This window comes from Citrobacter sp. Ce006 (genome assembly GCF_030336535.1).
GTDB lineage: Bacteria > Pseudomonadota > Gammaproteobacteria > Enterobacterales > Enterobacteriaceae > Citrobacter > Citrobacter europaeus.
The window spans coordinates 364,729-390,102 of the sequence record NZ_JAOWDO010000072.1; the positions used below are offsets into that span (position 1 = coordinate 364,729).

Here is a 25,374-nt window from a genome sequence, read left to right on the forward strand (position 1 = left end):
ACTAGGATAAAGCCTTATCAATGATGAGGCTATCATGCGCGTATTGGTTTTCCTGCTTATCACGCTTTTTCCCGGTCTGGGTCACGCGACCGTGCCCGCACTACTGCGCTGGCAGGATAGCCAGCAGGCTGTCCCGGCGCCGCAAACGGACGTTACTGCAAACAAAATCTGGAAACTGTGCGCGCTGTATCCCAGCCTGAAGGATTCTTACTGGCTTTCCGTAAATTACGGCATGCTTGAGGCGGCGAAAAAATACGGAGTGAGCCTGAAGGTGCTTGAAGCGGGAGGGTATCGTCAGTTAAACATGCAAAAATCTCAAATCGCTCAGTGCCAGCAATGGGGCGCGGATGCCATTTTGTTAGGCAGCAGCACGACGACTTTTCCAGATTTGCAGACCCAGGTTGGATCGCTGCCTGTTATTGAGGTGGTGAATGCGATCCATGACGCGACGGTAAAGGCGCGGGTTGGGGTTCCGTGGTTTCAGATGGGGTATCAGCCAGGTCGCTATCTGGTTAAGTGGAGCGGCGGTAAACCGCTAAAGGTCTTATTATTGCCCGGGCCTGACGACGCCGGAGGCAGTCGTGAGATGGTGGAAGGATTCCGCCAGGCGATTGCCGGCAGTCAGGTGCACATTGTGGATGTGGCGTTAGGGGATAATGATATTGAAGTTCAGCGCAACCTGTTGCAGGAGATGCTTGAGCGTCACCCGGATGTTGACGTAGTGGCCGGTACGGCAATTGCTGCGGAAGCCGCCATGGGGGAGACGCGGAATCAGGGCACGCCGCTAACCGTAGTCTCTTTTTATCTGTCGCACCAGGTGTATCGCGGGCTTAAACGCGAAAGAATCATAATGGCTGCCAGCGATCAGATGGTCTGGCAAGGTGAACTGGCGATTCAGCAGGCTATCAGGATATTACAAGGGCAACCGGTGTCGGAAAATATCAGCCCACCGATCCTGGTGCTCACCCCGAAAAATGCCGACAGCCAGCATGTTAAGTGCTCGCTGTCACCCGGCGGATTCCGTCCTGTTTATCTGTATCAGTACACATCAGCCGCTAAAAAATAGCCTTCCCCATGCTGCGTCACCAGTAAATCCGCTCGTAGCTTGTGGCGTAAACGGCGGATCAGCACATCTACGGTGCGTAAGTCTGGATTGTCCACCCGTCGTGCCGAAAGCATGCGCAGTAAACGTTCGCGGCTGAGAATCTCCCCCGGATTGGTGACAAAAGCGACCAGCATTTCATATTCGGCGCGGGTGAGTTTGATCGCCTCTTCACCCAGTTCCAGGGTATGACGAGAGACATTCAGACAATACCCGGCAAACTGATAGCAGTTGTCTTTGGCCTCCGGCTGCGCCTGACGGGCAAGGTCGATCCGCCAGAGCAAGTTTTTCACCCGTACCACCAGTTCACGTAGCTCCAGCGGCTTGGTGACATAATCATCAGCGCCCATTTCCAGGCCAACGATACGGTCAATTTGGTCACTACGGCCCGTTACCAGAATGATCCCTACCGTTGAACGTTCTCGCAGGGCACGGGTCAGCATTAAGCCATTTTCATCCGGGAGGTTAATATCCAACAGAATAAGATCCACAGGGTGCTGCGACAGGATTTCACGCAGGCCGGCTCCGCTGGCGGTGACAGAGACATGATAACCTTCCTGTTCAAAATAAGCCTGTAACCGTGCCTGGGTCACGGGTTCATCTTCAACAATTACAATGTGATGCGGCATCCTGGTTGCTGTCTCTTTCTGTTCATATCTGTTCACATTGTGCCGTAAGCCATTCATCCTGACCAGTGTTGCTGTTCACATTTGAGAAATAAGATCCTCTGTAACTAAACCATATAATTACAGGGGCTATTATGCGGAAACTTTGGAGGGCGCTACTCAGACCGAGCGCACGTTGGTCAGTGTTGGCGCTGGTCGTCATCGGGATTGTGGTCGGTATCGCGCTGATCGTTTTGCCGCACGTTGGCATCAAATTAACCAGCTCTACCGAGTTTTGCGTGAGCTGCCACAGCATGCAGCCGGTTTATGAAGAATATAAACAGTCCGCGCATTTTCAGAATGCCTCTGGAGTGCGCGCAGAATGCCATGACTGTCACATTCCTTCAGATATTCCGGGCATGGTGAAGCGTAAGCTGGAAGCAAGCAACGATATTTATCAGACCTTTGTTGCCCACTCTATAGATACGCCTGAAAAATTCGAGGCCAAACGCGCCGAGCTGGCGGAGCGAGAATGGGCGCGGATGAAAGAGAACAACTCTGCTACCTGCCGCTCCTGTCATAACTATGATGCGATGGATCATGCTAAGCAGCATCCTGAAGCCGCACGCCAGATGAAGATTGCGGCCAAGGACAACCAATCCTGTATCGACTGCCATAAAGGTATCGCGCACCAGCTTCCCGATATGAGCAGTGGTTTCCGCAAACAGTTTGACGAGTTACGCGCCAGGGCGAACGACGATGGCGATACGCTCTACTCTCTGGACATCAAGCCTATTTATGCCGCTAAGGGTGATAAAGAACCTGCTGGCTCACTGCTACCCGCCTCTGAAGTAAAAGTGTTAAAGCGTGATGGTGATTGGCTGCAAATTGAAATTGTGGGCTGGACCGAGAGTAACGGACGCCAGCGCGTGTTGGCGCAACTGCCAGGCAAGCGCATTTTTGTGGCCTCCATTCGTGGTGACATCCAGCAGCACGTGAAAAACCTGGAGCAAACCACCGTCGCGGAAACGAATACGCAGTGGAGCAAGCTGCAGGCCACCGCCTGGATGCAAAAGGGCGATATGGTCAACGACATCAAACCTATCTGGGCCTATGCCGACTCGCTCTATAACGGAACCTGTAACCAATGCCACGGCGCGCCAGAGAAAGAACACTTTGACGCTAACGGCTGGATTGGCACGTTGAACGGCATGATTGGATTTACCAGTCTGGATAAACGTGAAGAACGTACCTTGCTGAAATATTTGCAGATGAATGCCTCTGACACTACGGATAAGCCGCATGGCGATAAGGGAGAAAGCAATGAAAAATAACGATCTCTTTCAGGCATCTCGCCGACGTTTTCTACTGCAGTTGGGCGGCTTGACCGTAGCCGGTATGTTGGGACCTTCTCTGCTTACGCCCCGTAGCGCCAATGCTGCAGAGGTGCAGGGAGCTGGCGTCAAAGAGGGGATCCTGACCGGTTCTCACTGGGGGGCAATCCGTGCCACTGTTGTTGATGGCCGTTTTATTGAGGCCAAACCGTTTGAGCATGATAAATACCCGTCAAAAATGATCGCCGGACTGCCGGATCACGTACATGGCGGCACGCGTATTCGCTATCCCATGGTCCGCGTCGACTGGTTGCGTAAACGCCATCAGAGCGATACCACACAGCGTGGAGATAACCGCTTTGTGCGCGTTTCGTGGGATGAAGCGCTGGACTTCTTCTATCAGGAGCTGGAGCGCATTCAGAAGACCTATGGTCCGAGCGCGCTGCTGACGGCCAGCGGCTGGCAATCAACCGGCATGTTCCATAATGCTTCCGGGATGCTGGCGCGCGCCATTGCGCTGCATGGCAACAGCGTGGGTACCGGGGGCGACTATTCCACCGGTGCTGCTCAGGTGATCCTGCCGCGCGTGGTCGGGTCAATGGAGGTATATGAACAGCAGACTTCCTGGCCGCTGGTACTGAAAAATAGCAAAACGATTGTGCTGTGGGGTTCCGACCTGATTAAAAATCAGCAGGCGAACTGGTGGTGTCCGGATCATGATGTCTATGAATACTACGAGCAACTGAAGGACAAAGTGGCGCGCGGCGAGATCTCGGTTATCAGCGTTGATCCGGTCATCACCTCGACTCACGACTATCTGGGCCGCGACAAGGTTAAGCACATCGCCGTGAACCCGCAGGCTGATGTGCCGCTACAGCTGGCGCTGGCGCACACGCTCTTTACCGAGAAGCTCTACGATAAGCATTTTCTTGATAACTACTGCGTTGGGTTTGAGCAATTTCTGCCTTATTTGCTGGGCGAAAGTGACGGACAGCCTAAAGATGCGCAGTGGGCGGAAAAAATATGCGGGATTGATGCCGATACGATTCGTGAACTGGCGCGGCAGATGGCGGGCGGCAGAACGCAGATTATTGCCGGCTGGTGCGTGCAGCGTATGCAGCACGGGGAGCAGTGGGCATGGATGATTGTGGTGCTGGCCTCAATGCTTGGACAAATCGGCTTACCCGGCGGTGGGTTTGGCTTTGGCTGGCACTACAACGGCGCAGGCACCCCGGGGCGTAAAGGCGTTATCCTGAGCGGATTTTCTGGCTCCACTACCGTTGCGCCTGTACATGACAGCACCGATTTTAAGGGCTACAGCAGCACTATTCCGATCGCACGTTTTATCGATGCGATTCTGGAACCGGGCAAAAAAATTAACTGGAACGGAAAAACCGTCAAGCTGCCGCCGTTAAAGATGTGCGTTTTTGCCGGGACTAACCCTTTCCATCGTCACCAGCAGATCAACCGTATTATTGAAGGCTGGCGTAAGCTGGAAACCGTTATCGCCATCGATAATCAGTGGACGTCGACCTGTCGATTCGCCGATATCGTCTTGCCCGCAACGACCCAGTTTGAGCGTAACGATCTCGACCAGTATGGCAACCACTCTAACCGCGGCATTATCGCTATGAAACAGCTGGTGCAGCCGCAGTTTGAAGCGCGTAATGATTTCGATATTTTCCGCGATCTTTGCCGCCGCTTTAATCGTGAAGAAGCCTTCACCGAAGGGCTGGATGAGATGGGTTGGTTGAAACGGATCTGGCAGGAAGGTAGCCAGCAGGGGAAAGGGCGCGGGGTTCATCTCCCGGCTTTTGACGTTTTCTGGAATCAGCAGGAGTATGTTGAATTCGAACATCCACAGATGTTTGTTCGTCATCAGGCCTTCCGCGAAGATCCCGATCTTGAGCCGTTGGGTACGCCGAGTGGTTTGATCGAGATTTTCTCAAAAACGATTGCCGATATGCAGTATGACGACTGCCAGGGGCATCCGATGTGGTTTGAGAAAATCGAACGTTCCCACGGTGGGCCGGGGTCGCAGCGTTGGCCGCTGCATCTGCAATCGGTTCACCCGGATTTCCGTCTGCACTCGCAGCTTTGTGAATCTGAAGCGCTACGTAAACATTATGCGGTAAGTGGTAAAGAGCCGGTATTTATCAACCCGCAGGATGCCAGCGCAAGGGGGATTCGCAACGGTGATATTGTCCGTGTGTTTAACGCACGTGGACAAGTACTGGCCGGAGCGGTTGTCTCCGATCTTTACACTCCGGGCGTGGCGCGTATTCACGAAGGTGCCTGGTACGATCCTGACAACGGTGGAGAAACCGGGGCGCTGTGTAAATACGGCAATCCGAACGTGTTAACGTTAGATATCGGCACGTCTCAACTGGCGCAGGCAACCAGCGCCCATACTACGCTGGTGGAAATTGAGAAATATACCGGCAAAGTGGATAACGTGACGGCGTTCAGCGGCCCGATAAAAATGGTGGCGCAGTGCGAATATGTCCCGGCAGAGAAGGTGACGTCATGATGAAACGCTCTTCCCTGACCACAGAACAGATAGCCTGCGTTTACGCCTGGCTGGCGCAGTTGTTTTCCCGGGAGCGTGACGACCAAAGCCTGGCGCTTTTACAGGCCAGCGAAATGGCTGAGTGGTTCGCGGTGCTAAAAGATGAACCGTCGCTTGAGGCGGAAGTTCTTTTGCTGGAGGAGAAAATTGCTGCGCTTCAGGTGCGCGAAGACGCTACCCTGGAACTGGCAGCTGATTTTTGCAGCCTGTTTCTGATGTCGGACAAACATGCGGCGTTACCCTATGCGTCGGCTCATCTGGAAGGCGGGCAGAATTACGGAGTTATTAAACAATTGTTATCTGATGCGGGCATGCAGGTAAGCGATACGTTTAGCGAGTCAGCCGATCATCTGGCGATTTTTATCGAACTGTTAAGCCATCTGCATTTTTCTCTCGGAGAGTCCGGGCTTAGCCGCCAGCGTATTGATGCACTGCGCAGAGAAACGCTGGTGGGGCTGTTACGCTGGTTACCGACGTTCACCGCCAAATGCCGCCGCTATGATGACTTTGGTTTCTACGGCGCGCTGAGTCAGCTGTTGCTGGCGTTGGTCAGACTGGATAATCAGAACTGAGTGATGGCCTAAGCCACAAAAAACGGGAGCAAATTCGCTCCCATTTTAACCCTATCACCGCACAACCAGCACCGGGCATTTCGCGTGGCGTACGACGGCTGCCGCCGTTGACCCCAGCAGATATGTGCTAAAACCGGGCTTATGTGAGGCGATGACAATAAGCTCGGCGTCAACCGCTTCCGCCAGCTTGAGGATCTGGTCCTTCGGCGGGCCATAAACGACATGAGTCTGACTCCTGCCAGCAGGAATATTGAACTGCTTAATAATTTCTTCGAGTTTTTCGCTGGCCTTGGCCTGCAGACCACTTCTGTCCGGAAATTCGGTAGAGTAGGCCAGCCCCAGCGAGGCATAAAACGGAACGGTAGGAATAACGGCTAAAAAGTGGACCTTAGCGGTTTTGGCATGCGCCTGGACCTGGGGAACAACATGGCGGGTTAAATCGGTTTCAGAGATATCAATGGGCACCAGAATTGAGCGATACATATTCACTACCTCCTGTTTGTTTACCTCTACCCTGAGTGTAGCGAAAGTTGGCTCTGTATAATAAGTGACCAGATCAAGGTTACGTGCATAAATGCGCGTCAATGAAAGGCGTGTGTCGCAAGTCTGCTCATAAATGTATATCTGAGCAACACTGCAAGACAGATATCTTCATTAATACGTGTAATCAAAAAACAGAAAAGGATTCTTTTTTATGTGTTTTCATTATATATTTAATTATATAACGTGTGTCACCAAAGGGTTAATTTCAGCAGCTTTTAACATTTATCAAACTTTTATTCTGATATTTATTAAATTAATAGTTAATCCAACCTTATACTTGGTTTAAAATTCTGATTTTAAACGAAATTTGATATTTACATTTCGTTCTCATTAATTATGCGAGCCCCTTCAAACTTACCCGCATGCTGATTCTCATTTCCCTCTGTGTTTGATGAATATCAATAAGTAACCGCGTTAGGGTAATTATTGTCTACCCATTAAAGAGTATTCGTCTTGTGGGAATAAAAGATGAGAAAAATAAATAAAACCATCCTCTGGACGATGCTGCTGTCCATTGTTCTTGGGGCTGTTATCGTTTTGGCAGGGCAATGGACCTTGCACAAAACGTCAAGCACGGAATTCTGTTTATCGTGCCATACAATGCAGGCCCCCTATGAGGAATATACCGGTTCGGTTCACTTTCAGAATCAAAAAGGGATTCGTGCAGAGTGCGCGGATTGTCATATCCCGCAAGGCGGCCTGGATTATCTGGTGGCTAAACTGCGGGCCTCAAAAGATGTTTATCATCAGTTCATAACCAAAAAAATCGATACTCCGGAAAAATTTGAAGAACACCGTCTGGAGATGGCGCAAACCGTCTGGGCACAGCTCAAGGCGAGTGATTCTGCGACCTGCCGTAGCTGTCACAGCATGGACGCGATGGATCTTGCCGCACAAAGCGCAGATGCGCAGAAAATGCACAAAATGGGCATCGCGGAAAAGCAAACCTGTATTGATTGCCACAAAGGCGTCGCCCATTTCCCACCTGAAGTAAAAATGGATGACAGCGCGCTCAAAGGGCTTGAAGCACAGTCAGCCTCCACTCCTGCCTCGGCAACTGAGCTTTATGCCGTAAGCAACACCGCGCTTGGCGATTTGGGAACCGTTTACCCGGCAACAAAAATGCAGGTCCTGAAATCAACGGACAATACGCGACAGGTCGAGATTCGCGGGAGCCAGATGCAGGGAAGTGAACAGGTCATTTACTACGCGGCAGGACAGCGTTTGATTCTTGCCAGCCTGAGTGAAAAAGGTCAGCAGTCGCTGAAAATCCTCTCCGACTGGAAAAAAGATGATTACGGCAATGCGTGGCGAGATGTGGTACTGCAGGGTGAATGGAGCGGTTCCGCTCTCGCCAGCCGCGAACCCATGTGGGATTACGCACGCAAACTCGACAATGTGTATTGCGCGGGCTGCCATGCGCCAATTCCGGCGAATCATTTTACGCTCAACGCCTGGCCTTCAGTAGCGAAAGGGATGGGCGCTCGCACCAATATCAGTGAAACCGAACTGGATATCCTGAGCCGTTACTTCCAGTACAACGCTAAAGACATGAACAAATAAGCGATAAATCAGGAGAAATCATGAAACTCACAAGACGTGACTTTATCAAGACGGCTGGCGCGGCAACCGGGACAATGGCGATTTCTTCGGTGATCCCAATGCCAGCCTGGGCCGAAGGCCAAAATGGCGGAGCGATTCTGACGGCTGCACGTTGGGGTGCGGTATACGTGGAAGTAAAAGACGGCAAAGTGGTTTCCTCAAAAGGGGCATTACCGAAAACGGTGCCGAACTCGTTACAGCAAACCGCGCCGGATCAGGTTCATACCAATATCCGCGTTAAATATCCGATGGTGCGCAAAAGCTATCTGGAAAACCCGGGTAAAGCGGATGGTAAACGTGGCAACGATCCTTTCGTGCGGGTGAGCTGGGAGCAGGCGCTGAAGCTCATTCATGAGCAGCATAGCCGGATCCGTAGCAGCTATGGGCCGTCCTCAATATTTGCCGGTTCCTATGGCTGGCGCTCCAGCGGCGTTCTGCATAAGGCGCAAACCTTACTGCAACGCTATATGAGCATGGCCGGTGGCTACGCCGGTCATACCGGAGATTATTCTACCGGGGCGGCGCAGGTGATCATGCCTTATGTCGTGGGATCGGTTGAAGTCTATGAGCAGCAAACCACCTGGCCGATGGTGCTTGAGCACAGTCAGGTCGTGGTGCTGTGGGGGATGAACCCGCTCAACACCCTCAAAATTGCCTGGAGCAGCACGGATGAACAGGGGATTGAATACTTTAATCTGCTGAAAAAATCAGGAAAAAGCGTTATCGCCATCGATCCAATGCGTTCTGAAACCATTGAGTTCTTTGGTGATAATGCCACCTGGATTGCGCCACATATGGGGACCGATGTGGCGATGATGTTAGGGATCGCCCATACGCTGGTGAAGAAAAATCTCCATGACAAAGCCTTCCTGGAAAAATACACCACCGGTTATCCGCAGTTTGAGGAATACTTGCTCGGCAAGAGCGATAAAATAGAGAAAACCGCCGAGTGGGCTTCCGGCGTGTGCGGCGTGCCTGCTGAGCAACTGGAAAAACTGGCGGAAATTTTCTCCAGCAATAAAACCATGCTCATGGCAGGTTGGGGGATTCAGCGCCAGCAATATGGTGAGCAAAAACACTGGATGCTGGTGACTCTGGCGGCGATGCTGGGGCAAATTGGTACCGAAGGCGGCGGCTTTGGATTCTCGTATCATTATTCCAACGGCGGTAACCCAACGCGCACGGGTGGGGTATTGCCAGCAATTTCCGCCAAAATTGAGGGGGGGTCATCAGCGGGTAACGACTGGGCGGTTTCCGATGCGGTAACCAGCCTGCCGGTAGCGCGAATTGTTGAAGCGCTGGAAAACCCAGGCGGTAAATATCAGCATAATGGTAAAGAGCAAACCTTCCCGGATATCAAAATGATCTGGTGGGCGGGCGGTGCTAACTTTACCCATCATCAGGATACTAACCGCTTAATTACAGCCTGGCAGAAGCCTGAACTGGTTGTCATCTCTGAGTGCTACTGGACCGCAGCGGCTAAACACGCTGATATAGTCCTGCCGATCACCACCTCGTTTGAGCGTAACGATCTGACCATGACCGGTGATTACAGTAACCAACACCTGGTGCCGATGAAGCAGGTCATCGCGCCGCAGTTTGAATCCCGCAGCGATTTTGACGTATTTGCCGATCTGGCTGAGATGCTCAAGCCGGGAGGTAAGGCGGTCTACACCGAAGGCAAAGACGAAATGGCGTGGCTGAAGCAGTTCTATGATGCCGCGCAAAAAGCCGCCCGCGCCCAACGTGTCGCTATGCCTCAGTTCAACGCGTTCTGGCAGCAGAATAAACTGATCGAAATGCGTGAGAATGAAAAGAATAACAAATATGTGCGCTACGCGGATTTCCGCAGCGATCCGGTGATGAATGCGCTGGGAACGCCGAGCGGTAAGATAGAAATCTACTCGAAAACGATTGAAGGCTATCAATATAAAGATTGTCCGCCGCATGCGTCATGGATTGAACCCGATGAATGGAAAGGAACTGCGGATAAAGATCAACTGCAACTGCTGACTGCGCACCCGGCGCATCGTCTGCATAGCCAGTTGAACTACGCGTCGCTGCGCAAAGAGTACGCTATTGCCAATCGCGAGCCGGTTACCATTCACCCGGATGACGCGAAAGCCAGAGGGATTGCCGAAGGCGATCTGGTCCGCGTATGGAATGCGCGTGGGCAGGTGCTGGTGGGGGCGCACGTTAGTGACGGCATTAAACCGGGAATTATCTGTATCCATGAAGGTGCATGGCCGGATATTGAAAACGGTATCTGTAAAAATGGCGGCGCGAACGTACTGACGGCAGATATCCCGACTTCAAGGCTGGCGAATGGCTGTGCGGGGAATACCAGTCTGGTATACGCAGAAAAATTCACCGGTGAAGCGCCAAAACTCACCGTCTTTGATGAGCCAGCCATTGTCACTATGTAACGAAGGCTGATAAACGGGAGCCGCGAGGTTCCCGTTTTTTATTGCTGTTTTGGCCATGTTTACTGTCGTTACTCTGCCAGCACAATTACATCTCCCGTTGCCGGGGCGTCAGTTCCCGGTAGCCATAATCGCCCCCACGAACCGGTGCAATGACAGCCGAGTAGTTTTTCGGGTTGCTGTTGCTTAATAAATTGTCGGGTTCGCCATAGCTTAGCGGGGGAGGCGGCACGTAAATGAAATCCACCGACGAGGGCGTAAATTTGATTAATGCCGGTAATGTTCTGGCAATGGCGTACGATATTCTCTATTCCCCGATGCCCGCATCCGGTAATGATGACTAACCCGCGCTCCGATTTATATATCAATACGCCTTCATCGCTGATGTAATCCGGTTGGGGCGTCTCCTTACTAATAACACCATAGGCCTGCGGAGTGGGGACACTGATTTCCCCGGACCACAAAAAGCGCTCGCTGATAGCCAGCGGCTCGCGGGTGTATTCCATGATGAGCCGAGAGTAGTCGTTATCACGCGAGAGTTTTTTTATTTTCCTTGTCGTTCCTGCCAGGGTTATTGAAGCGTACCGCTCGCAGGCTATTTGGGGATGGCAAATGATACGGCTGTTATCCGCAAGCCACGGCACGCCGCCGCAGTGATCGTAATGGCCGTGCGACAGTACCACGGCGGTCAATTGCGTCAGGTCTACGCCCATTTGCGCGGCGTTAAGTATGTAGCTGTCGTCCGGCCCGGTATCAAACAGTATACTGGTGGTTTCATCCTGAACTAACAGACTTAACCCAGGCTTTGCCCGTAATGATTTATCCGCGCCCGCCGCACGCCGGTTTTCAAGCAATACCGTGAGGGTTAAAGCCATACCTGTCTCCAGAATTCAAACGGCATACTGTAATGCATGGCTTTTGAGAGCGCTGTGATCGCAGCGCCCTTTGGCGTTATCCGTTATCGTGTAGAGCTTGCCTGCGCACGGTGTTTTTCCGCCTGCTGCTCATGGGCATAGGAATGAGCATTATTTGTCGACTGATGTACTACCATTGCCTTTTCATGTTCATTCATTTGTGAAAATGATTGTGCATGGGGTGACGTCTCTGCCGCATTAACGCCAGCTGAAATAAAAAACGCGATAGCTAAAAAAGAGGACATCTTATTCATCATATTTCTCCTGTATGGGTTTACGGAAGAAATTATAATTGGCGAGGTCGGTCAGCGGCGTGACTGAATTATGACGGTTGTGTCAGACAACAGGTGATGACATATATCTGTCATCACCCGGAATTATTTCGCGTGCTTGGGTAGCGTCAGAATAAATCGGGTAGCAAGCTGATCGGATGAAACCGAGACTTTTCCCTGATGGGCGATGACGATTGATTTCACTATCGCCAGGCCAATACCGCTGCCTTCGCCTTTGCGCTGTCGCGAAGGGTCTACCCGATAAAATCGGTCAAAGAGCCGGGGGAGATGCTGTGGGGGAATGGGGGGGCCAGGATTTTCCACGATTATCTGCACCTGACTGTCCGCCTCTTTCACCCGTACGGTTACCGACTCGCCTTTTGGCGTATAGCGCATAGCATTTGATAGAAGATTGCTCACCGCCCGGCGTAGCATTAACGGATCGCCCGAAACCCAGCACGCGCGTCCTTCAAAACGTAAGCCAACCTCGCGCTCTTCTGCCCAGGCCTCGAAGAAGTCGAACACTTTACCCACCTCATCAGCCAGATTAAGCGCTGTCTTTTCCGGGATGAGTTGATTGTTGTCCGCCTGCGCCAGAAACAGCATGTCGCTGACCATTTTCGACATACGACTAAACTCTTCGAGATTGGAATACAGCACATCTTCCAGCTCTTTTTGGCTGCGGGTCTGGCTGAGCGCAATTTCCGTTTGCGTGACGAGGTTAGTTATTGGCGTGCGGATCTCATGGGCAATATCCGCCGAGAAGTTCGACTGACGTTTAAATACGTCCTCAATGCGCTCGATCATGTGATTAAACGAACTTACCAGCTGTTCCAGTTCAATAGGAACAGCTTGCGGATCGAGGCGCACATCCAAATCTTTTGAGGTGATATTTTGGATGCGGCGACTGACGTTACGGATCGGTTCATGGCCTTTATAGACAGCGAACAGCACGATAAAAACAATCATCATGCTAATCAGTGATGCCGTCATAATCAGTTTGTTTTTCAGGTCGTTAATATAGTGCAGATGAAAATCGATCGATAATGCCAGATACAGCGTATATGCCGGTTTTCCATCGGGAAGCTGTCCTACAGGCAGGCGAATCATTCGCCAGTTAGACGACGCTTTCTGCCCGTGGACATGTCTGGGCGTTTGTAGCGTTGGGCCGGAGATAATAAAAACATCTCTGGCATGGGCATTTTTATCCGGTCTTGCGTTGGAAATAAATTGCCGGAGATCCGGTGCATTGGGCGAATGAAAAATGGCTTTCTGATTACTATCTTCCAGAGAAATAATGACGTTCGAGTAACCCGCTACCACGTTTTTTAGCGTTTCCAGGCGGCGTGATTCTGGCTCGTTAGGTTGGTTAATAATCCGCTCCAGCGTGGCGCTGATCTCTTGTAAATCATTGATGTCCTGCTCGGCGAAATGGACCTTTACAGAGTGGATCATTATCCAGGCAAAGGCGAAAAATGACGCGATCGTCGCCAGACTGATAAAAAATGTCAGCCGTGTCGCCAGCGAAAAAGGGCGTCGCCATCGTTTACTGGCCATCAGGAACCTCAAGCATATATCCCACGCCGCGCACGGTCTGGATCAGTTTCGGCTCAAAGTCGTTATCAATTTTGGCGCGCAGACGTTTCACGGCCACGTCGATAGCATTGGTATCGCTGTCAAAATTCATATCCCAGACCTGAGACGCGATCAGCGAGCGGGGTAAAACTTCCCCCTGATGGCGCAGGAAAAACTCAAGCAACGTAAACTCCTTGCTGGTCAGGGTGATGCGCATACCGCTGCGGGTGACTTTTCTGCTGACCAGATCGACCATTAAATCCGCGACCTGAAACTGGCTCTCGACAATCACCGCCGCACCCCGGCGTAGCAGCGTTCTGACCCGTGCCAGCAGCTCGGCGAAGGCGAACGGTTTGACCAGGTAGTCATCCGCGCCTAATTCCAGACCTTTAACCCGATGTTCAATGGTGCCCAGCGCGGTGAGAAGAAGAATTGGCATCCCTTTGTTAGCGGATCGCAGCATCCGCACGATATCCCAGCCGTTTACATCCGGCAGCATGATGTCGAGTATGAGCAGGTCGTAATCACTGGTCATCGCCAGGTGATACCCGTTCAGGCCGTTATCCGCTAAATCCACGACAAAACCCGCTTCCGTCAGGCCTTTCGTCAGGTATTCACCGGTTTTTTTCTCATCTTCGACTATCAAGACCTTCATCGCATTCTCCTTCTCGCACTGGTTGTGCGGACTTTCAATTCTAGGGAAGCGGGATCGGATAGCAATCGGTTATTGGGAAAATGACAGTTTTGTCATTTTCCTGTCACCGGTTAAACAGAGTCACTTGGTTAAAGTACAACACTATAAATTCCTACACATTTTAGGGTCATCAGTCCGGTCAGGACGAGAAGAACTATGAGCAAATTTAAGCTTCTTACCCTCAGCGCTGTATTCGTTCTCGCCGGTTGTTCATTGGCGCCGGACTATCAGCGTCCGGCATTGCCGGTGCCGCAGCAATTCTCCTTAAGCCAGAATGCGTTGGTTTCTGCGCCGATGGGATATCAGGATACGGGCTGGCGGACTTTCTTCGTTGACCCCCAGGTAAAGGCGCTGATCGGCGAGGCGCTGATTAATAACCGCGATTTACGTATGGCCGTGCTGAAAGTTCAGGAGGCGAGAGCGCAATATGGCGTCACCGACGCTGACCGCTATCCGCAACTCACGGCAGGTTCCAGCGGCACCTACAGCGGTAAATTAAAAGGCGATAGCAGCACCAACCGCGAATTCGAAGCCGGGCTGAATCTCAGTTTTGATCTCGATTTCTTTGGCAGGCTGAAGAATATGAGTGAAGCCGAGCGACAGAACTTCTTTGCCAGCGAAGAGGCGCGTCGGGCGGTGCATATCTCATTAATCTCCAGCGTGTCACAAAGTTACTTCAATCAGCGTCTGGCTTATGCGCAATTGCAAATTGCCGAAGAAACGTTGCAAAACTATCAGCGCTCATACGCTTTTGTGGAGAAACAGTTGCTGACCGGCAGCACCAACGTACTGGCGCTGGAACAGGCGCGCGGCGTAATTGAAAGCACGCGCAGCGAAATCGCGAAGCGTAAAGGTGAACTGGCGCAGGCGAACAATGCGCTGCAGCTGTTGCTGGGGACGTACGGGAAATTACCCAACGACCAGATGCGCAGCGGCGGGGATATTAAACCGGTAACGCTGCCGCCATCGTTGTCATCGCAAATACTGTTGCAGCGCCCGGATATTTTGGAAGCTGAGCACGGATTAATGGCGGCGAATGCCAATATCGGCGCCGCGCGGGCGGCATTTTTCCCGTCGATTACCCTGACCAGTTCAGTTTCCAGTAGCAGCAGCGATCTCTCCAGCTTATTTAATGCCGCCAGCGGAATGTGGAATTTTGTTCCCAAAATAGATATTCCAATTTTCAATGCCGGACGTAATCAGTCGAATCTCGACCTCGCCGAAATACGCCAGCAGCAGTCGGTGGTGAATTACGAACAAAAAATTCAGAACGCCTTTAAAGAGGTGGCGGATGCGCTGGTATTGCGCCAAAGCATTGCCGATCAAATTCGCGGTCAGCAGCGTTATCTGACCTCATTGCAAATCACCTTACAGCGCGCCAGAGCGCTTTATCAAAATGGCGCTGTTAGCTATATCGAAGTTCTGGATGCCGAACGTTCCTTATTCGCCACGCAGCAATCACTGCTCGATCTTAATTACGCCCAGCAGGTTAATGAAATTAAGCTGTTTGCTGCCTTAGGCGGCGGTTGGGTGGAGTAATCCTTAATATTAACTTTTCAGGAGCATCAATTATGAATATTACCGCCAAAGCCGTGCTGTTTAGCCTTTTTTCTCTGGTCATGTTTAACGCTCAGGCCAATGAGCATCAGCATGGCGAAATGATGGATATGCAGCCAGCGGCTCAACAGGAACAACTCATTAGCGCCACGGGAGTGATTGAAGCTGTTGATAGGGACAGTAAAAAAATCACGATTAAGCATGACCCTATTCCTGCGGTGAACTGGCCTGCCATGACGATGCGTTTTACGTTGGTTGCCGACACGAAGGCTGATGATATTAAACCCGGCGATAAGGTTGCGTTTACGTTTGTTCAGCAGGGAAATCTCTCTGTATTACGTGATATTCACATCAGTAAATAACGTTCTCGCTGGTCTCTTTTATTCTTACCCGGATTCTTCGCAATGCGGGTGAGACTATCGCGCAATGGAAATCACTATGGCGTCTTTAAATATTAAAACTACCGCGCTTATTCTCGCAGGCATGATTGCCGGTGGGGTTATTTCTGTCGGTATTTATACTTATTATTCATCCGCAAAAGCAACGGCTGAAACCGGGCAGGCTGCGCCAAAAGAAGCCAGAAAAGTTTTGTTTTGGTACGACCCCATGTACCCGAACACGCGCTTTGATAAGCCGGGTAAATCGCCATTTATGGATATGGATCTTATCCCGAAATATGCCGATGAAGAGACCGCGAGCGCGTCAGCGCCTGGCGTACGAATCGATCCCACCCAGACCCAGAATTTGGGGCTAAAAACAGAACCTGTGCGCCGTGGGCCGCTGCACTACGCGCAAACTTTCCCGGCTAACGTTAGCTATAACGAATACCAGTTCGTTATTGTCCAGGCACGCTCCGCAGGCTTTATCGAAAAGGTTTACCCGCTAACCGTGGGCGACAAAATTAAGCAAGGCGCGCCGCTTATCGACCTGACGATTCCCGACTGGGTTGAGGCGCAGAGCGAATATTTATTGCTGCGTGAGACCGGCGGTAGCGCGACACAGGTGGAAGGCATTCTGGAGAGGTTACGCCTGGCCGGTATGCCTGAAGCGGATATTCAGCGCTTAAAATCGACGCGTAAAATTCAAACCCGCTTCACCCTGAAAGCCCCCATTGATGGGGTGATCACTGCATTTGATTTGCGTACCGGAATGAACATTTCCAAAGACAATGTGGTCGCGAAAATTCAGGGTATGGACCCGGTATGGGTCAGCGCGTCGGTCCCGGAATCTATTGCCTGGCTGATTAAAGACGCCTCGCAATTTAGCATCACTGTGCCAGCCTGGCCGGACAAGACTTTCACCATCAGCAAATGGAATATCTTACCCAGCGTCGATGCCACCACGCGGACGTTGCAGATCCGTTTGCAGGTCGAAAACCGCGACGAGGCGCTCAAACCGGGGATGAATGCCTACCTGCAACTGAAAACGCAAAGTAAGCCGATGTTGCTGATCCCGTCTAAAGCGTTAATTGATACGGGTACCGAACAGCGGGTGATTACCGTTGATCATGAAGGTCGATTTGTGCCGAAGCAGGTTGCGGTATTCCATGAATCACAGGGACTAACGGCTATCCGCTCCGGCCTGACGGAAGGCGAGAAGGTGGTTTCCAGCGGTCTGTTCCTGATCGACTCCGAGGCGAATATCTCCGGCGCGCTGGATCGTATGCGCGTCCAGAATAGCGGTGCACAAGACGCAGTCGCTAGCCCAGCCCCAGCGGCCCATTCACACTGAGGATATGATAAATGATTGAATGGATTATCCGCCGCTCAGTAGCAAACCGTTTTCTGGTAATGATGGGGGCGCTGTTTCTCAGTATCTGGGGAACCTGGACCATCATCAATACCCCGGTTGATGCGCTGCCCGATCTCTCTGATGTTCAGGTGATCGTCAAAACCAGTTATCCGGGGCAGGCGCCGCAAATCGTTGAGAATCAGGTGACCTACCCGTTAACCACCACCATGCTGTCAGTTCCGGGCGCGAAGACGGTGCGCGGCTTCTCACAGTTTGGCGATTCCTATGTATACGTCATTTTCGAGGATGGCACCGATCCTTACTGGGCGCGCTCGCGCGTGCTGGAGTATCTCAACCAGGTTCAGGGCAAATTACCGGCAGGCGTTAGCGCGGAAATGGGGCCGGACGCCACGGGCGTCGGCTGGATTTTTGAATACGCGCTGGTCGATCGCAGCGGGAAACATGACCTCGCGGAATTACGTTCTCTGCAGGACTGGTTTTTAAAGTATGAGTTAAAAACGATTCCGAACGTGGCTGAAGTAGCCTCGGTAGGCGGCGTGGTTAAACAGTACCAGGTCGTTATCGACCCGATGAAGCTCACGCAATATGGCATTAGCCTGGCGGAGGTGAAATCTGCGCTGGACACGTCGAATCAGGAAGCGGGCGGTTCGTCAGTTGAGATGGCTGAAGCGGAATACATGGTTCGCGCCAGTGGCTATCTGCAAACGCTTGATGATTTCAATAACATCGTCCTGAAAACAGGGGCCGACGGTGTACCTGTTTACCTGCGCGATGTTGCGCGCGTGCAGATTGGGCCGGAAATGCGCCGTGGGATCGCCGAACTCAATGGTGAAGGCGAAGTGGCGGGCGGGGTGGTTATCCTGCGTTCCGGTAAAAATGCGCGTGAAGTTATCTCCGCTGTTAAAGCCAAACTCGACACGTTAAAAAGTAGCCTGCCGGAAGGCGTGGAGGTAGTTACAACATACGATCGCAGTCAGCTCATCGATCGCGCCATTGATAACCTGAGCTATAAGCTGCTGGAAGAGTTTATCGTTGTTGCACTGGTGTGCGCTCTGTTTCTGTGGCATTTGCGTTCGGCGCTGGTGGCGATTATTTCCCTGCCGCTGGGGTTGTGTATCGCGTTTATTGTGATGCATTTCCAGGGACTGAACGCCAATATCATGTCGCTTGGGGGAATCGCCATTGCCGTCGGGGCGATGGTCGATGCCGCGATCGTGATGATTGAAAACGCCCATAAGCGGCTGGAAGAGTGGGGGCATCAGCATCCGGATGAAAAACTGGATAACGCAACGCGCTGGAAGGTCATTACCGACGCCTCGGTAGAAGTCGGCCCGGCGTTGTTCATCAGCCTGCTGATTATCACCCTGTCATTTATCCCTATTTTCACGCTTGAGGGGCAAGAGGGGCGACTGTTTGGCCCGCTGGCGTTCACCAAAACATATGCCATGGCAGGCGCGGCGTTTCTGGCCATTGTGGTAATTCCAATCCTGATGGGATTCTGGATCCGTGGCAAGATTCCGGCGGAAAGCAGCAACCCGCTAAACCGCTTCCTGATCCGTATTTACCATCCGTTGCTGTTGAAGGTGCTGCACTGGCCTAAAACTACCCTCCTGGTTGCGGTGCTTTCAATACTGACGGTGATCTACCCGCTGAATAAAGTTGGTGGGGAATTCCTGCCGCAGATTAACGAAGGCGATTTACTGTATATGCCTTCAACCTTGCCAGGAATTTCGGCGGCGCAGGCGGCGGATATGCTGCAAAAAACCGATAAGCTGATCATGACCGTTCCGGAAGTCGCACGCGTGTTTGGTAAAACCGGTAAGGCGGAAACCGCAACGGATTCCGCGCCGCTGGAAATGGTTGAAACGACAATCCAACTGAAGCCGCAGGATCAGTGGCGTCCGGGAATGACGATGGACAAAATCATCGCCGAGCTGGACAAAACCGTGCGCTTGCCGGGGTTGGCGAATCTGTGGGTTCCGCCTATCCGTAACCGTATCGACATGCTCTCTACCGGTATCAAAAGCCCAATTGGCATTAAGGTGTCAGGTAACGTTCTGACTGATATCGACGCCACGGCGGAACAAATCGAAGAGGTGGCCAGAACCGTACCGGGCGTCTCTTCGGCGCTGGCTGAGCGTCTGGTGGGAGGGCGCTATATCAACGTAGACATCAATCGGGAGAAAGCAGCGCGTTATGGCATGACCGTAGGCGCAGTGCAGCTGTTTGTCACCTCAGCGGTGGGGGGCGCGATGGTGGGCGAAACGGTGGAAGGGATTGCTCGTTATCCTATCAATCTGCGCTATGCGCAGAGCTATCGCGATAGCCCAGAAGCGCTGCGTAATCTGCCGATTCTGACGCCCATGAAGCAGCAAATTACGCTGGCAGATGTTGCAGATGTGACGGTAGTTTCTGGTCCGTCAATGTTAAAAACTGAAGATGCGCGACCAACCAGCTGGATTTATATCGACGCCCGCGACCGTGACATGGTTTCGGTGGTGAACGATCTGAAAAAGGCTATTGCTGAAAACGTACAGTTAAAACCGGGGACCAGCGTGGCTTTTTCCGGGCAGTTCGAGCTGCTTGAACGCGCCAGCCATAAGCTCAAACTGATGGTGCCGATGACGCTGATGATTATCTTCGTTCTGCTTTATCTGGCTTTCCGTCGCTTTGGCGAGGCGCTGCTGATTATCACCAGCGTCCCCTTTGCGCTGGTGGGCGGCATCTGGTTTCTCTACTGGATGGGGTTTCATATGTCGGTTGCAACCGGAACCGGGTTTATTGCGCTCGCCGGCGTTGCCGCAGAATTTGGCGTGGTGATGCTGATGTATCTGCGTCACGCCATTGAAGCTGAACCTGCACTGGAAAATCCGCAAACCTTTACCGCTGATAAGCTGGATGAGGCGTTGTATCACGGCGCGGTGCTGCGTGTGCGTCCGAAAGCGATGACCGTGGCGGTAATTATCGCGGGTTTGCTACCTATCTTGTGGGGGACGGGAGCAGGCTCAGAAGTCATGAGCCGTATAGCCGCACCGATGATTGGCGGTATGATCACTGCGCCATTGCTGTCGCTGTTCATTATCCCGGCAGCTTATAAGCTGATGTGGCTGCACAGGCATCGCAGCCAAAAGTAATGCTCTGAAGCGCTCGCCTGCGTCGGTTTGGTCGCCGAAGCAGGCGTAGCTTTATGCTTCCAGGGCTTTCACGCGTTTGCGGTACTCGCCCGGCGTGCAGCCAAATTCCCGTAAAAAGACTTTATGGAACGACGATTCGCTGGCGTAGCCTACCGACTCGGCGACGACAATCAAAGGCTGCGACCCGCGTGACAACATCTGGGCGGCGAATTGCAGACGTAAGGTGGTTAACACCGCCAGCGGTGTGGAATTTGACACTTCACGGAATAGCTGTGCGAAGCTGGCCCGCGACATATGTGCCCGTTTTGCCAGCTCTTCAACGGTCCAGGCAAAAGCCGGTGACTCCAGCATCAGGAATACCACGGCCCCCAGTTTGGGATGCAGCAATAAATTCAACACGTTCTGTGCGGGCGTCGCTTGGGTTAGCCACTCGCGAACGGCGAGTGTGAACAGTGTGGCGCATTGTTGGCTACATACTACACTGGAGCCTGGCAGCGCACTCATGGATTCCTGTTGCATCAGTGCGATCATAGCCTTGAGCCAGTGGCTGACGGGGCTGTTTTCATCAGGCGCCAGAACCAGAACTTCCGGCAGCGCAGTTAAAAAATAACGAGAGGAAGCATGCAGTCGCAGGCTACCGCATACGATATGCGTTTGTTCATCGCCGGACTGGCACAACCGGTGCGCGGAGTTTTGCGGCAGGATAACAAGAGTGCCTGGCCGCAGGGTGAATGATGTCCCGTCGGGCATCTCCAGTAGGACCGCTCCCTGAGTAACCGTATGCCAGCGGATAACGGACAACTCTCCCGCCGCGTGTGGCAACTGCCAGTCTCTGCTCAGTAGACAGTTCTGGTCGATCGAGCCTTGCGGGTCATTAAGCATCAGTAATCGGCTAAGGGTATCCATGAAGACTCCTGAACAGTTTTATTTATTATTTGTTGAAACGGCATTATCTCTTTAATTAATTATTATTTTAATACCTTCAAAGTGTTAGTGTGTTTTTTCATTCTATAAACGTTAGTCATCTTTAATGATGATTTAGACGATTTGACAGTTAATCGCGCGTTATGGATACGTTGTTTTGTCAGGGATCAACCTATACTTCAGTTCATCAAACGAACAGTGACCTGGCGGAGAGACAGCATGAATCAGTATCAGGCGATTATTATCGGATTTGGCAAAGCAGGGAAAACGCTGGCGGCTACCCTGGCGAAAACGGGCTGGCGTGTGGCGATTATTGAACAGTCAAACACCATGTATGGTGGGACATGCATCAATATCGGCTGCATTCCAACCAAAACCCTGGTACATGATGCTGAACTTCAGCATGACTTTGCTGCGGCCATGCAGCGCAAGGCCTCCGTTGTCAGCTTTTTGCGTGATAAAAACTTCCATAATCTTGCCGATCTGGAAAACGTGGATGTGATTGAAGGGCGGGCCGAATTCGTTGATAACCATACCGTGCGGGTCATGCAGTCAACCGGCGCGATTGAGCTAAGCGGTGAGAAGATCTTTATTAATACCGGCGCGCAGTCAACGATTCCGGACGTAGAAGGATTAACGACTACACCGGGTGTGTTTGACAGCACTGGCCTGTTGAATTTGACGCAACGTCCTGAACGTTTAGGTATTTTGGGCGGCGGTTATATTGGCGTTGAATTCGCATCGATGTTTGCCAACTTCGGCAGTAAGGTCACTATTTATGAAGCAGCCCCGCAGTTTTTACCCCGCGAAGATCGGGATATTGCTGACGCTATCGCTAATATTCTACGCGACAAAGGGGTTGAGATTATCCTCAATGCCAGGGTTCAGGCGGTTTCATCCGAGGACGGCGAGGTACGGCTGCAAATGCCGGAAGGCGTACACACAGTGGATGCGCTGCTGGTGGCATCGGGTCGCAAACCTGCAACTGAAAATCTACAGTTGCAGAACGCGGGTGTGGATGTAAATGACCGTGGCGCCATTATTGTGAATAAATACCTGCGTACCTCGGCAGACAATATTTGGGCAATGGGCGATGTCACGGGGGGATTACAATTTACCTATATCTCGCTGGATGATTTTCGCATTGTGCGTGACAACCTGTTAGGCGAGGGATTACGTCATACCGGCGATCGCCAAAACGTACCGTACTCCGTCTTTATGACGCCACCGCTTTCCCGCGTGGGGATGACCGAAGAACAGGCTCGCGCCAGCGGCGCGGCGATGCAGGTAGTTACACTACCTGTTGCGGCTATCCCGCGTGCACGGGTGATGGATGATACGCGTGGTGTCCTTAAAGCGGTGGTGGATAGCGAAACGAAACAAATATTAGGCGTATCGCTGCTGTGCGTGGATTCTCATGAGATGATTAATATCATTAAAACCGTAATGGACGCGGGTTTACCGTATACCACATTGCGCGATCAAATATTTACGCATCCGAGCATGAGTGAATCACTGAACGATCTCTTTTCTCTCGTTAAATAATAAAAGCGTAGTCTGCATGTTTGCCCCGCCCGTGTGGGGCTTTTTTTATCTATTTATCGGCTGGATACTAATTGACAGTTATTCTGGCGTGATGGATGAAATGAAATAAGTCGACGTATTTTATTATATTGCTACTGAAACTACTGGTTAATGGAAATACACATGAACATATTTAAAAGTACCTTACTAATGACCGCGTTATTGACTGCGCCGGTGACATTTTCCGCATTGGCGCAAACCGAGGTTGCTCACGTTAGCGTGTCTGGCATAGCGGATTCACCTTCCGTGATAGAGGATGCTATTGCGAAACTGGCTCAGGAAAATAATGCAACTTCCTGGAAAATAACCTCAATGCGCATTGATAGCAGTACTCACGCAACGGCAATTTTGTACAAATGAGGAGAGTCTGGATGGAAAAATACCTGCATTTACTCAGTAAGGGCGATAGAATTGGATTAACCCTAATTCGCCTGAGCATTGCAATTGTTTTTATCTGGATTGGCTTATTAAAGTTTGTACCTTACGAGGCCGACAGCATTACGCCGTTTGTCGCCAATAGCCCGGTAATGTCATTTTTTTATGAACATCCAGAAGAGTATAAGCAGCATTTAACCCACGAAGGTGAGTTTAAGCCGCAGGAACGTGAGTGGCAGACTGCGAATAATACGTATACGTTTTCTAATGGTCTGGGCGTAGTCGAAGTGCTTATCGCTTTGCTGGTGCTGGCTAATCCTGTTAGCCGTTGGTTGGGATTAATTGGCGGCGTTCTGGCATTTGCTACACCAATTGTAACCTTATCATTTTTAATGACCACGCCTGAAGCATGGGTAATGCCGCTGGGTGATTTACACCACGGATTTCCATACTTGTCAGGCGCCGGGCGGTTGGTGTTAAAAGATACGTTAATGTTGGCGGGAGCAGTGATGATCATCGCAGACTCATCCCGATCAATAATTAAGCAGCGATATTGAATTTTTAACGTTGTACCCTCTGTAAGATAGTAAGCCACTATAGTTAGATTCGGTAATTACCGGGCCAGCAGGATGCTGGCTTTTTTTCTGCCTTAAGGGAAATTTATTTAATATGTATGAGTTGCAATTATTCAGTTTATAAGAATAACTAGTCAGAGCTATATTTTTGACTAATGATACAGTGTCGTAAGTATTTTTTCTTTCTTCTTGTACAAGCGTGCCACCCCGCGTACGGCATAGCCCTCCCGCCAGGATAGCTCCATTTTTCTCAAATTTTATCTATGCAATTCTTGCTATTTGTTATCTCAAAACCACACTTCAAAAAAGATTGTTATTCACTTTTGTTATAGTTAATCAACAAGTTCGTGTGGTTTTAGGCATGTCTTAAGCTAGAATTAATCCTGATTAAACGTTTTTACGTATCAATAAATGACTAAAGATAGTTAAAAACTTAATTTTTAACCAACTGTTTGACATGGAATCCACTATGGTAATTAAGCACCAGGGGTGGATGCTGATCTCGCGTTTTGTGAGTAACCAAAAGCGAGACATATCTTAAATATGGAAATAAGGGTTTTAGAATGAGCTTTGGATTAGCAAAGGAAAACAAGTTTGAAATCATAGCTACCCTTCGAGAAGAGCTGCACAAGAAAACGAAACTGGAAGTCTTATGCGAAAACAGTAGCGTTATCACGCAGTTAGAGAAGGTCGATTTCGAGCGGTTTGTGATCTCCGGGCACGAAGACATTGTTCCTGAAAAGGTCCAATACTTTATCCTGCACAGCGAAAGCGGGATTGTGAAATTTAGTGCCAGATTCGAACAAACCTCATCAGCAGGTGCGGAAGCAGGATTATCCTACCTCATCCCGGATATGATTTTCTTTGCCCAGCAGCGACAAAATCAGCGTTTTTCCTTCCTGAAGGGTTACGACTTTTTCTGTTTTGGTCGTTACAAAAACGGAGAAAACTACTCTCTGAAGATTAAAAACATCTCGCAGGGCGGTTGTGCATTAATTGTTAAAGATGTGAACTCCCGTTTTCTTTATAAAGATGCGGTGATTAAAAATGCCACACTGGATTTTGATACGTTTGGCAGTTTACAACTGGATTTAAAAGTGATCGATGTCGTCATGATCAATGAATTTGATGATGATAATCAATTGTATTCCTGTCATCAGATCTCATGCGGGTTCGATTTTAAAAACCGTCGCGAAGAGACTGAGGTCGAGAAAATTATTATTAAATTTTTAATGAGTAACAAGATTAGAAGCTTATAAGGAGCGGTG

At 51.0% G+C, this 25,374-nt stretch carries 21 protein-coding genes; 14 read left to right on the forward strand and 7 right to left on the reverse strand.

Going from position 1 to position 25,374, the window contains the following annotated elements; all coding sequences use genetic code 11:
* Nucleotides 1-34 precede the first annotated feature (34 nt).
* Nucleotides 35-1,066: a TMAO reductase system periplasmic protein TorT gene (torT, locus tag OGV94_RS16115; RefSeq protein ID WP_043015488.1), complete on the forward strand. Its 1,032-nt coding sequence runs from the start codon at nt 35-37 to the stop codon at nt 1,064-1,066.
* Here the strand turns inward: torT and torR are convergent.
* Nucleotides 1,039-1,731, reverse strand: coding sequence for a two-component system response regulator TorR (gene torR, locus OGV94_RS16120; RefSeq protein WP_080625592.1), 693 nt, complete (start codon nt 1,729-1,731; stop codon nt 1,039-1,041). The genes torT and torR overlap by 28 nt on opposite strands.
* Nucleotides 1,732-1,862: 131 nt before the next feature.
* Between torR and torC the strand changes: the two genes are divergently transcribed.
* The 3 genes from torC to torD are packed head-to-tail and all read left to right on the forward strand — an operon-like array spanning nt 1,863 to nt 6,182.
* Nucleotides 1,863-3,041 carry a pentaheme c-type cytochrome TorC gene (gene torC, locus OGV94_RS16125; protein WP_043015490.1) on the forward strand — a complete coding sequence of 393 codons (1,179 nt, stop codon included), beginning with the start codon at nt 1,863-1,865 and terminating at the stop codon, nt 3,039-3,041.
* Complete coding sequence (torA, locus tag OGV94_RS16130; RefSeq protein WP_080625591.1) at nt 3,031-5,571, forward strand: trimethylamine-N-oxide reductase TorA; 2,541 nt, start codon at nt 3,031-3,033, stop codon at nt 5,569-5,571. Before torC ends, torA begins: the two co-directional genes overlap by 11 nt.
* On the forward strand, nt 5,568-6,182 hold the full coding sequence (gene torD, locus OGV94_RS16135) for a molecular chaperone TorD (protein WP_080625590.1): 615 nt from the start codon (nt 5,568-5,570) through the stop codon (nt 6,180-6,182). Before torA ends, torD begins: the two co-directional genes overlap by 4 nt.
* Nucleotides 6,183-6,236: 54 nt before the next feature.
* Here torD and uspF read toward each other — a convergent pair whose 3' ends face one another.
* On the reverse strand, nt 6,237-6,665 hold the full coding sequence (uspF, locus tag OGV94_RS16140) for a universal stress protein UspF (RefSeq protein ID WP_003021923.1): 429 nt from the start codon (nt 6,663-6,665) through the stop codon (nt 6,237-6,239).
* Nucleotides 6,666-7,193: 528 nt separating this feature from the next.
* Between uspF and OGV94_RS16145 the strand changes: the two genes are divergently transcribed.
* Nucleotides 7,194-8,288 carry a NapC/NirT family cytochrome c gene (locus OGV94_RS16145; RefSeq protein ID WP_043015494.1) on the forward strand — a complete coding sequence of 365 codons (1,095 nt, stop codon included), beginning with the start codon at nt 7,194-7,196 and terminating at the stop codon, nt 8,286-8,288.
* 20 nt (nt 8,289-8,308) lie between these two features.
* Nucleotides 8,309-10,753 carry a trimethylamine-N-oxide reductase 2 gene (locus OGV94_RS16150; protein ID WP_043015495.1) on the forward strand — a complete coding sequence of 815 codons (2,445 nt, stop codon included), beginning with the start codon at nt 8,309-8,311 and terminating at the stop codon, nt 10,751-10,753.
* Between the two features lie 68 nt (nt 10,754-10,821).
* Here OGV94_RS16150 and OGV94_RS16155 read toward each other — a convergent pair whose 3' ends face one another.
* From OGV94_RS16155 to cusR, 4 genes are all read right to left on the reverse strand, one after another.
* A complete protein-coding gene (locus tag OGV94_RS16155; RefSeq protein ID WP_047412866.1) occupies nt 10,822-11,625 on the reverse strand; it encodes an MBL fold metallo-hydrolase in 804 nt (267 codons plus the stop codon).
* Between the two features lie 83 nt (nt 11,626-11,708).
* The gene (locus OGV94_RS16160) at nt 11,709-11,918 is read right to left on the reverse strand and encodes a PcoE/SilE family metal-binding protein (protein WP_047412863.1); all 210 of its coding nucleotides are present in this window, start codon (nt 11,916-11,918) and stop codon (nt 11,709-11,711) included.
* 123 nt (nt 11,919-12,041) lie between these two features.
* Nucleotides 12,042-13,493, reverse strand: a complete 1,452-nt coding sequence (locus tag OGV94_RS16165) for a Cu(+)/Ag(+) sensor histidine kinase (RefSeq protein WP_181230665.1) — start codon at nt 13,491-13,493, stop codon at nt 12,042-12,044.
* A complete protein-coding gene (gene cusR / locus OGV94_RS16170; RefSeq protein ID WP_043015499.1) occupies nt 13,483-14,166 on the reverse strand; it encodes a copper response regulator transcription factor CusR in 684 nt (227 codons plus the stop codon). The genes OGV94_RS16165 and cusR overlap by 11 nt, the downstream gene beginning before the upstream one ends.
* A gap of 195 nt (nt 14,167-14,361) precedes the next feature.
* On the opposite strand from cusR, the gene OGV94_RS16175 reads away from it, so the two are divergent.
* From OGV94_RS16175 to OGV94_RS16190, 4 genes are all read left to right on the forward strand, one after another.
* On the forward strand, nt 14,362-15,744 hold the full coding sequence (locus tag OGV94_RS16175) for an efflux transporter outer membrane subunit (protein ID WP_043015500.1): 1,383 nt from the start codon (nt 14,362-14,364) through the stop codon (nt 15,742-15,744).
* A gap of 32 nt (nt 15,745-15,776) precedes the next feature.
* A complete protein-coding gene (gene cusF / locus OGV94_RS16180; protein WP_043015501.1) occupies nt 15,777-16,124 on the forward strand; it encodes a cation efflux system protein CusF in 348 nt (115 codons plus the stop codon).
* A gap of 76 nt (nt 16,125-16,200) precedes the next feature.
* Nucleotides 16,201-17,493, forward strand: coding sequence for an efflux RND transporter periplasmic adaptor subunit (locus OGV94_RS16185; protein ID WP_286523772.1), 1,293 nt, complete (start codon nt 16,201-16,203; stop codon nt 17,491-17,493).
* Between the two features lie 11 nt (nt 17,494-17,504).
* Nucleotides 17,505-20,648, forward strand: a complete 3,144-nt coding sequence (locus OGV94_RS16190) for a CusA/CzcA family heavy metal efflux RND transporter (RefSeq protein ID WP_047412852.1) — start codon at nt 17,505-17,507, stop codon at nt 20,646-20,648.
* Between the two features lie 51 nt (nt 20,649-20,699).
* Here OGV94_RS16190 and rclR read toward each other — a convergent pair whose 3' ends face one another.
* On the reverse strand, nt 20,700-21,554 hold the full coding sequence (gene rclR / locus OGV94_RS16195) for a reactive chlorine-specific transcriptional regulator RclR (RefSeq protein ID WP_075145031.1): 855 nt from the start codon (nt 21,552-21,554) through the stop codon (nt 20,700-20,702).
* A 237-nt stretch (nt 21,555-21,791) separates the two neighbouring features.
* Here rclR and rclA point away from each other — a divergent pair, with 237 nt between their 5' ends.
* From rclA to OGV94_RS16215, 4 genes are all read left to right on the forward strand, one after another.
* Nucleotides 21,792-23,117 (forward strand): reactive chlorine resistance oxidoreductase RclA, encoded by a 1,326-nt coding sequence (rclA, locus tag OGV94_RS16200; protein ID WP_047412846.1) that lies wholly within the window; start codon nt 21,792-21,794, stop codon nt 23,115-23,117.
* A 168-nt stretch (nt 23,118-23,285) separates the two neighbouring features.
* Complete coding sequence (gene rclB / locus OGV94_RS16205; RefSeq protein ID WP_043017861.1) at nt 23,286-23,516, forward strand: reactive chlorine resistance periplasmic protein RclB; 231 nt, start codon at nt 23,286-23,288, stop codon at nt 23,514-23,516.
* Nucleotides 23,517-23,527: 11 nt separating this feature from the next.
* Nucleotides 23,528-24,088 carry a reactive chlorine resistance membrane protein RclC gene (rclC, locus tag OGV94_RS16210; RefSeq protein ID WP_100194073.1) on the forward strand — a complete coding sequence of 187 codons (561 nt, stop codon included), beginning with the start codon at nt 23,528-23,530 and terminating at the stop codon, nt 24,086-24,088.
* Between the two features lie 581 nt (nt 24,089-24,669).
* On the forward strand, nt 24,670-25,365 hold the full coding sequence (locus tag OGV94_RS16215) for a flagellar brake protein (RefSeq protein ID WP_043015507.1): 696 nt from the start codon (nt 24,670-24,672) through the stop codon (nt 25,363-25,365).
* Nucleotides 25,366-25,374: the final 9 nt, after the last annotated feature.

Coding starts and splice junctions, on each gene's coding strand:
- torT (WP_043015488.1), top strand. CDS start 35: ATGCGCGTATTGGTTTTCCTGCTTATCACGCTTTTTCCCGGTCTGGGT.
- torR (WP_080625592.1), bottom strand. CDS start 1,731: ATGCCGCATCACATTGTAATTGTTGAAGATGAACCCGTGACCCAGGCA.
- torC (WP_043015490.1), top strand. CDS start 1,863: ATGCGGAAACTTTGGAGGGCGCTACTCAGACCGAGCGCACGTTGGTCA.
- torA (WP_080625591.1), top strand. CDS start 3,031: ATGAAAAATAACGATCTCTTTCAGGCATCTCGCCGACGTTTTCTACTG.
- torD (WP_080625590.1), top strand. CDS start 5,568: ATGATGAAACGCTCTTCCCTGACCACAGAACAGATAGCCTGCGTTTAC.
- uspF (WP_003021923.1), bottom strand. CDS start 6,665: ATGTATCGCTCAATTCTGGTGCCCATTGATATCTCTGAAACCGATTTA.
- OGV94_RS16145 (WP_043015494.1), top strand. CDS start 7,194: ATGAGAAAAATAAATAAAACCATCCTCTGGACGATGCTGCTGTCCATT.
- OGV94_RS16150 (WP_043015495.1), top strand. CDS start 8,309: ATGAAACTCACAAGACGTGACTTTATCAAGACGGCTGGCGCGGCAACC.
- OGV94_RS16155 (WP_047412866.1), bottom strand. CDS start 11,625: ATGGCTTTAACCCTCACGGTATTGCTTGAAAACCGGCGTGCGGCGGGC.
- OGV94_RS16160 (WP_047412863.1), bottom strand. CDS start 11,918: ATGAATAAGATGTCCTCTTTTTTAGCTATCGCGTTTTTTATTTCAGCT.
- OGV94_RS16165 (WP_181230665.1), bottom strand. CDS start 13,493: ATGGCCAGTAAACGATGGCGACGCCCTTTTTCGCTGGCGACACGGCTG.
- cusR (WP_043015499.1), bottom strand. CDS start 14,166: ATGAAGGTCTTGATAGTCGAAGATGAGAAAAAAACCGGTGAATACCTG.
- OGV94_RS16175 (WP_043015500.1), top strand. CDS start 14,362: ATGAGCAAATTTAAGCTTCTTACCCTCAGCGCTGTATTCGTTCTCGCC.
- cusF (WP_043015501.1), top strand. CDS start 15,777: ATGAATATTACCGCCAAAGCCGTGCTGTTTAGCCTTTTTTCTCTGGTC.
- OGV94_RS16185 (WP_286523772.1), top strand. CDS start 16,201: ATGGCGTCTTTAAATATTAAAACTACCGCGCTTATTCTCGCAGGCATG.
- OGV94_RS16190 (WP_047412852.1), top strand. CDS start 17,505: ATGATTGAATGGATTATCCGCCGCTCAGTAGCAAACCGTTTTCTGGTA.
- rclR (WP_075145031.1), bottom strand. CDS start 21,554: ATGGATACCCTTAGCCGATTACTGATGCTTAATGACCCGCAAGGCTCG.
- rclA (WP_047412846.1), top strand. CDS start 21,792: ATGAATCAGTATCAGGCGATTATTATCGGATTTGGCAAAGCAGGGAAA.
- rclC (WP_100194073.1), top strand. CDS start 23,528: ATGGAAAAATACCTGCATTTACTCAGTAAGGGCGATAGAATTGGATTA.
- OGV94_RS16215 (WP_043015507.1), top strand. CDS start 24,670: ATGAGCTTTGGATTAGCAAAGGAAAACAAGTTTGAAATCATAGCTACC.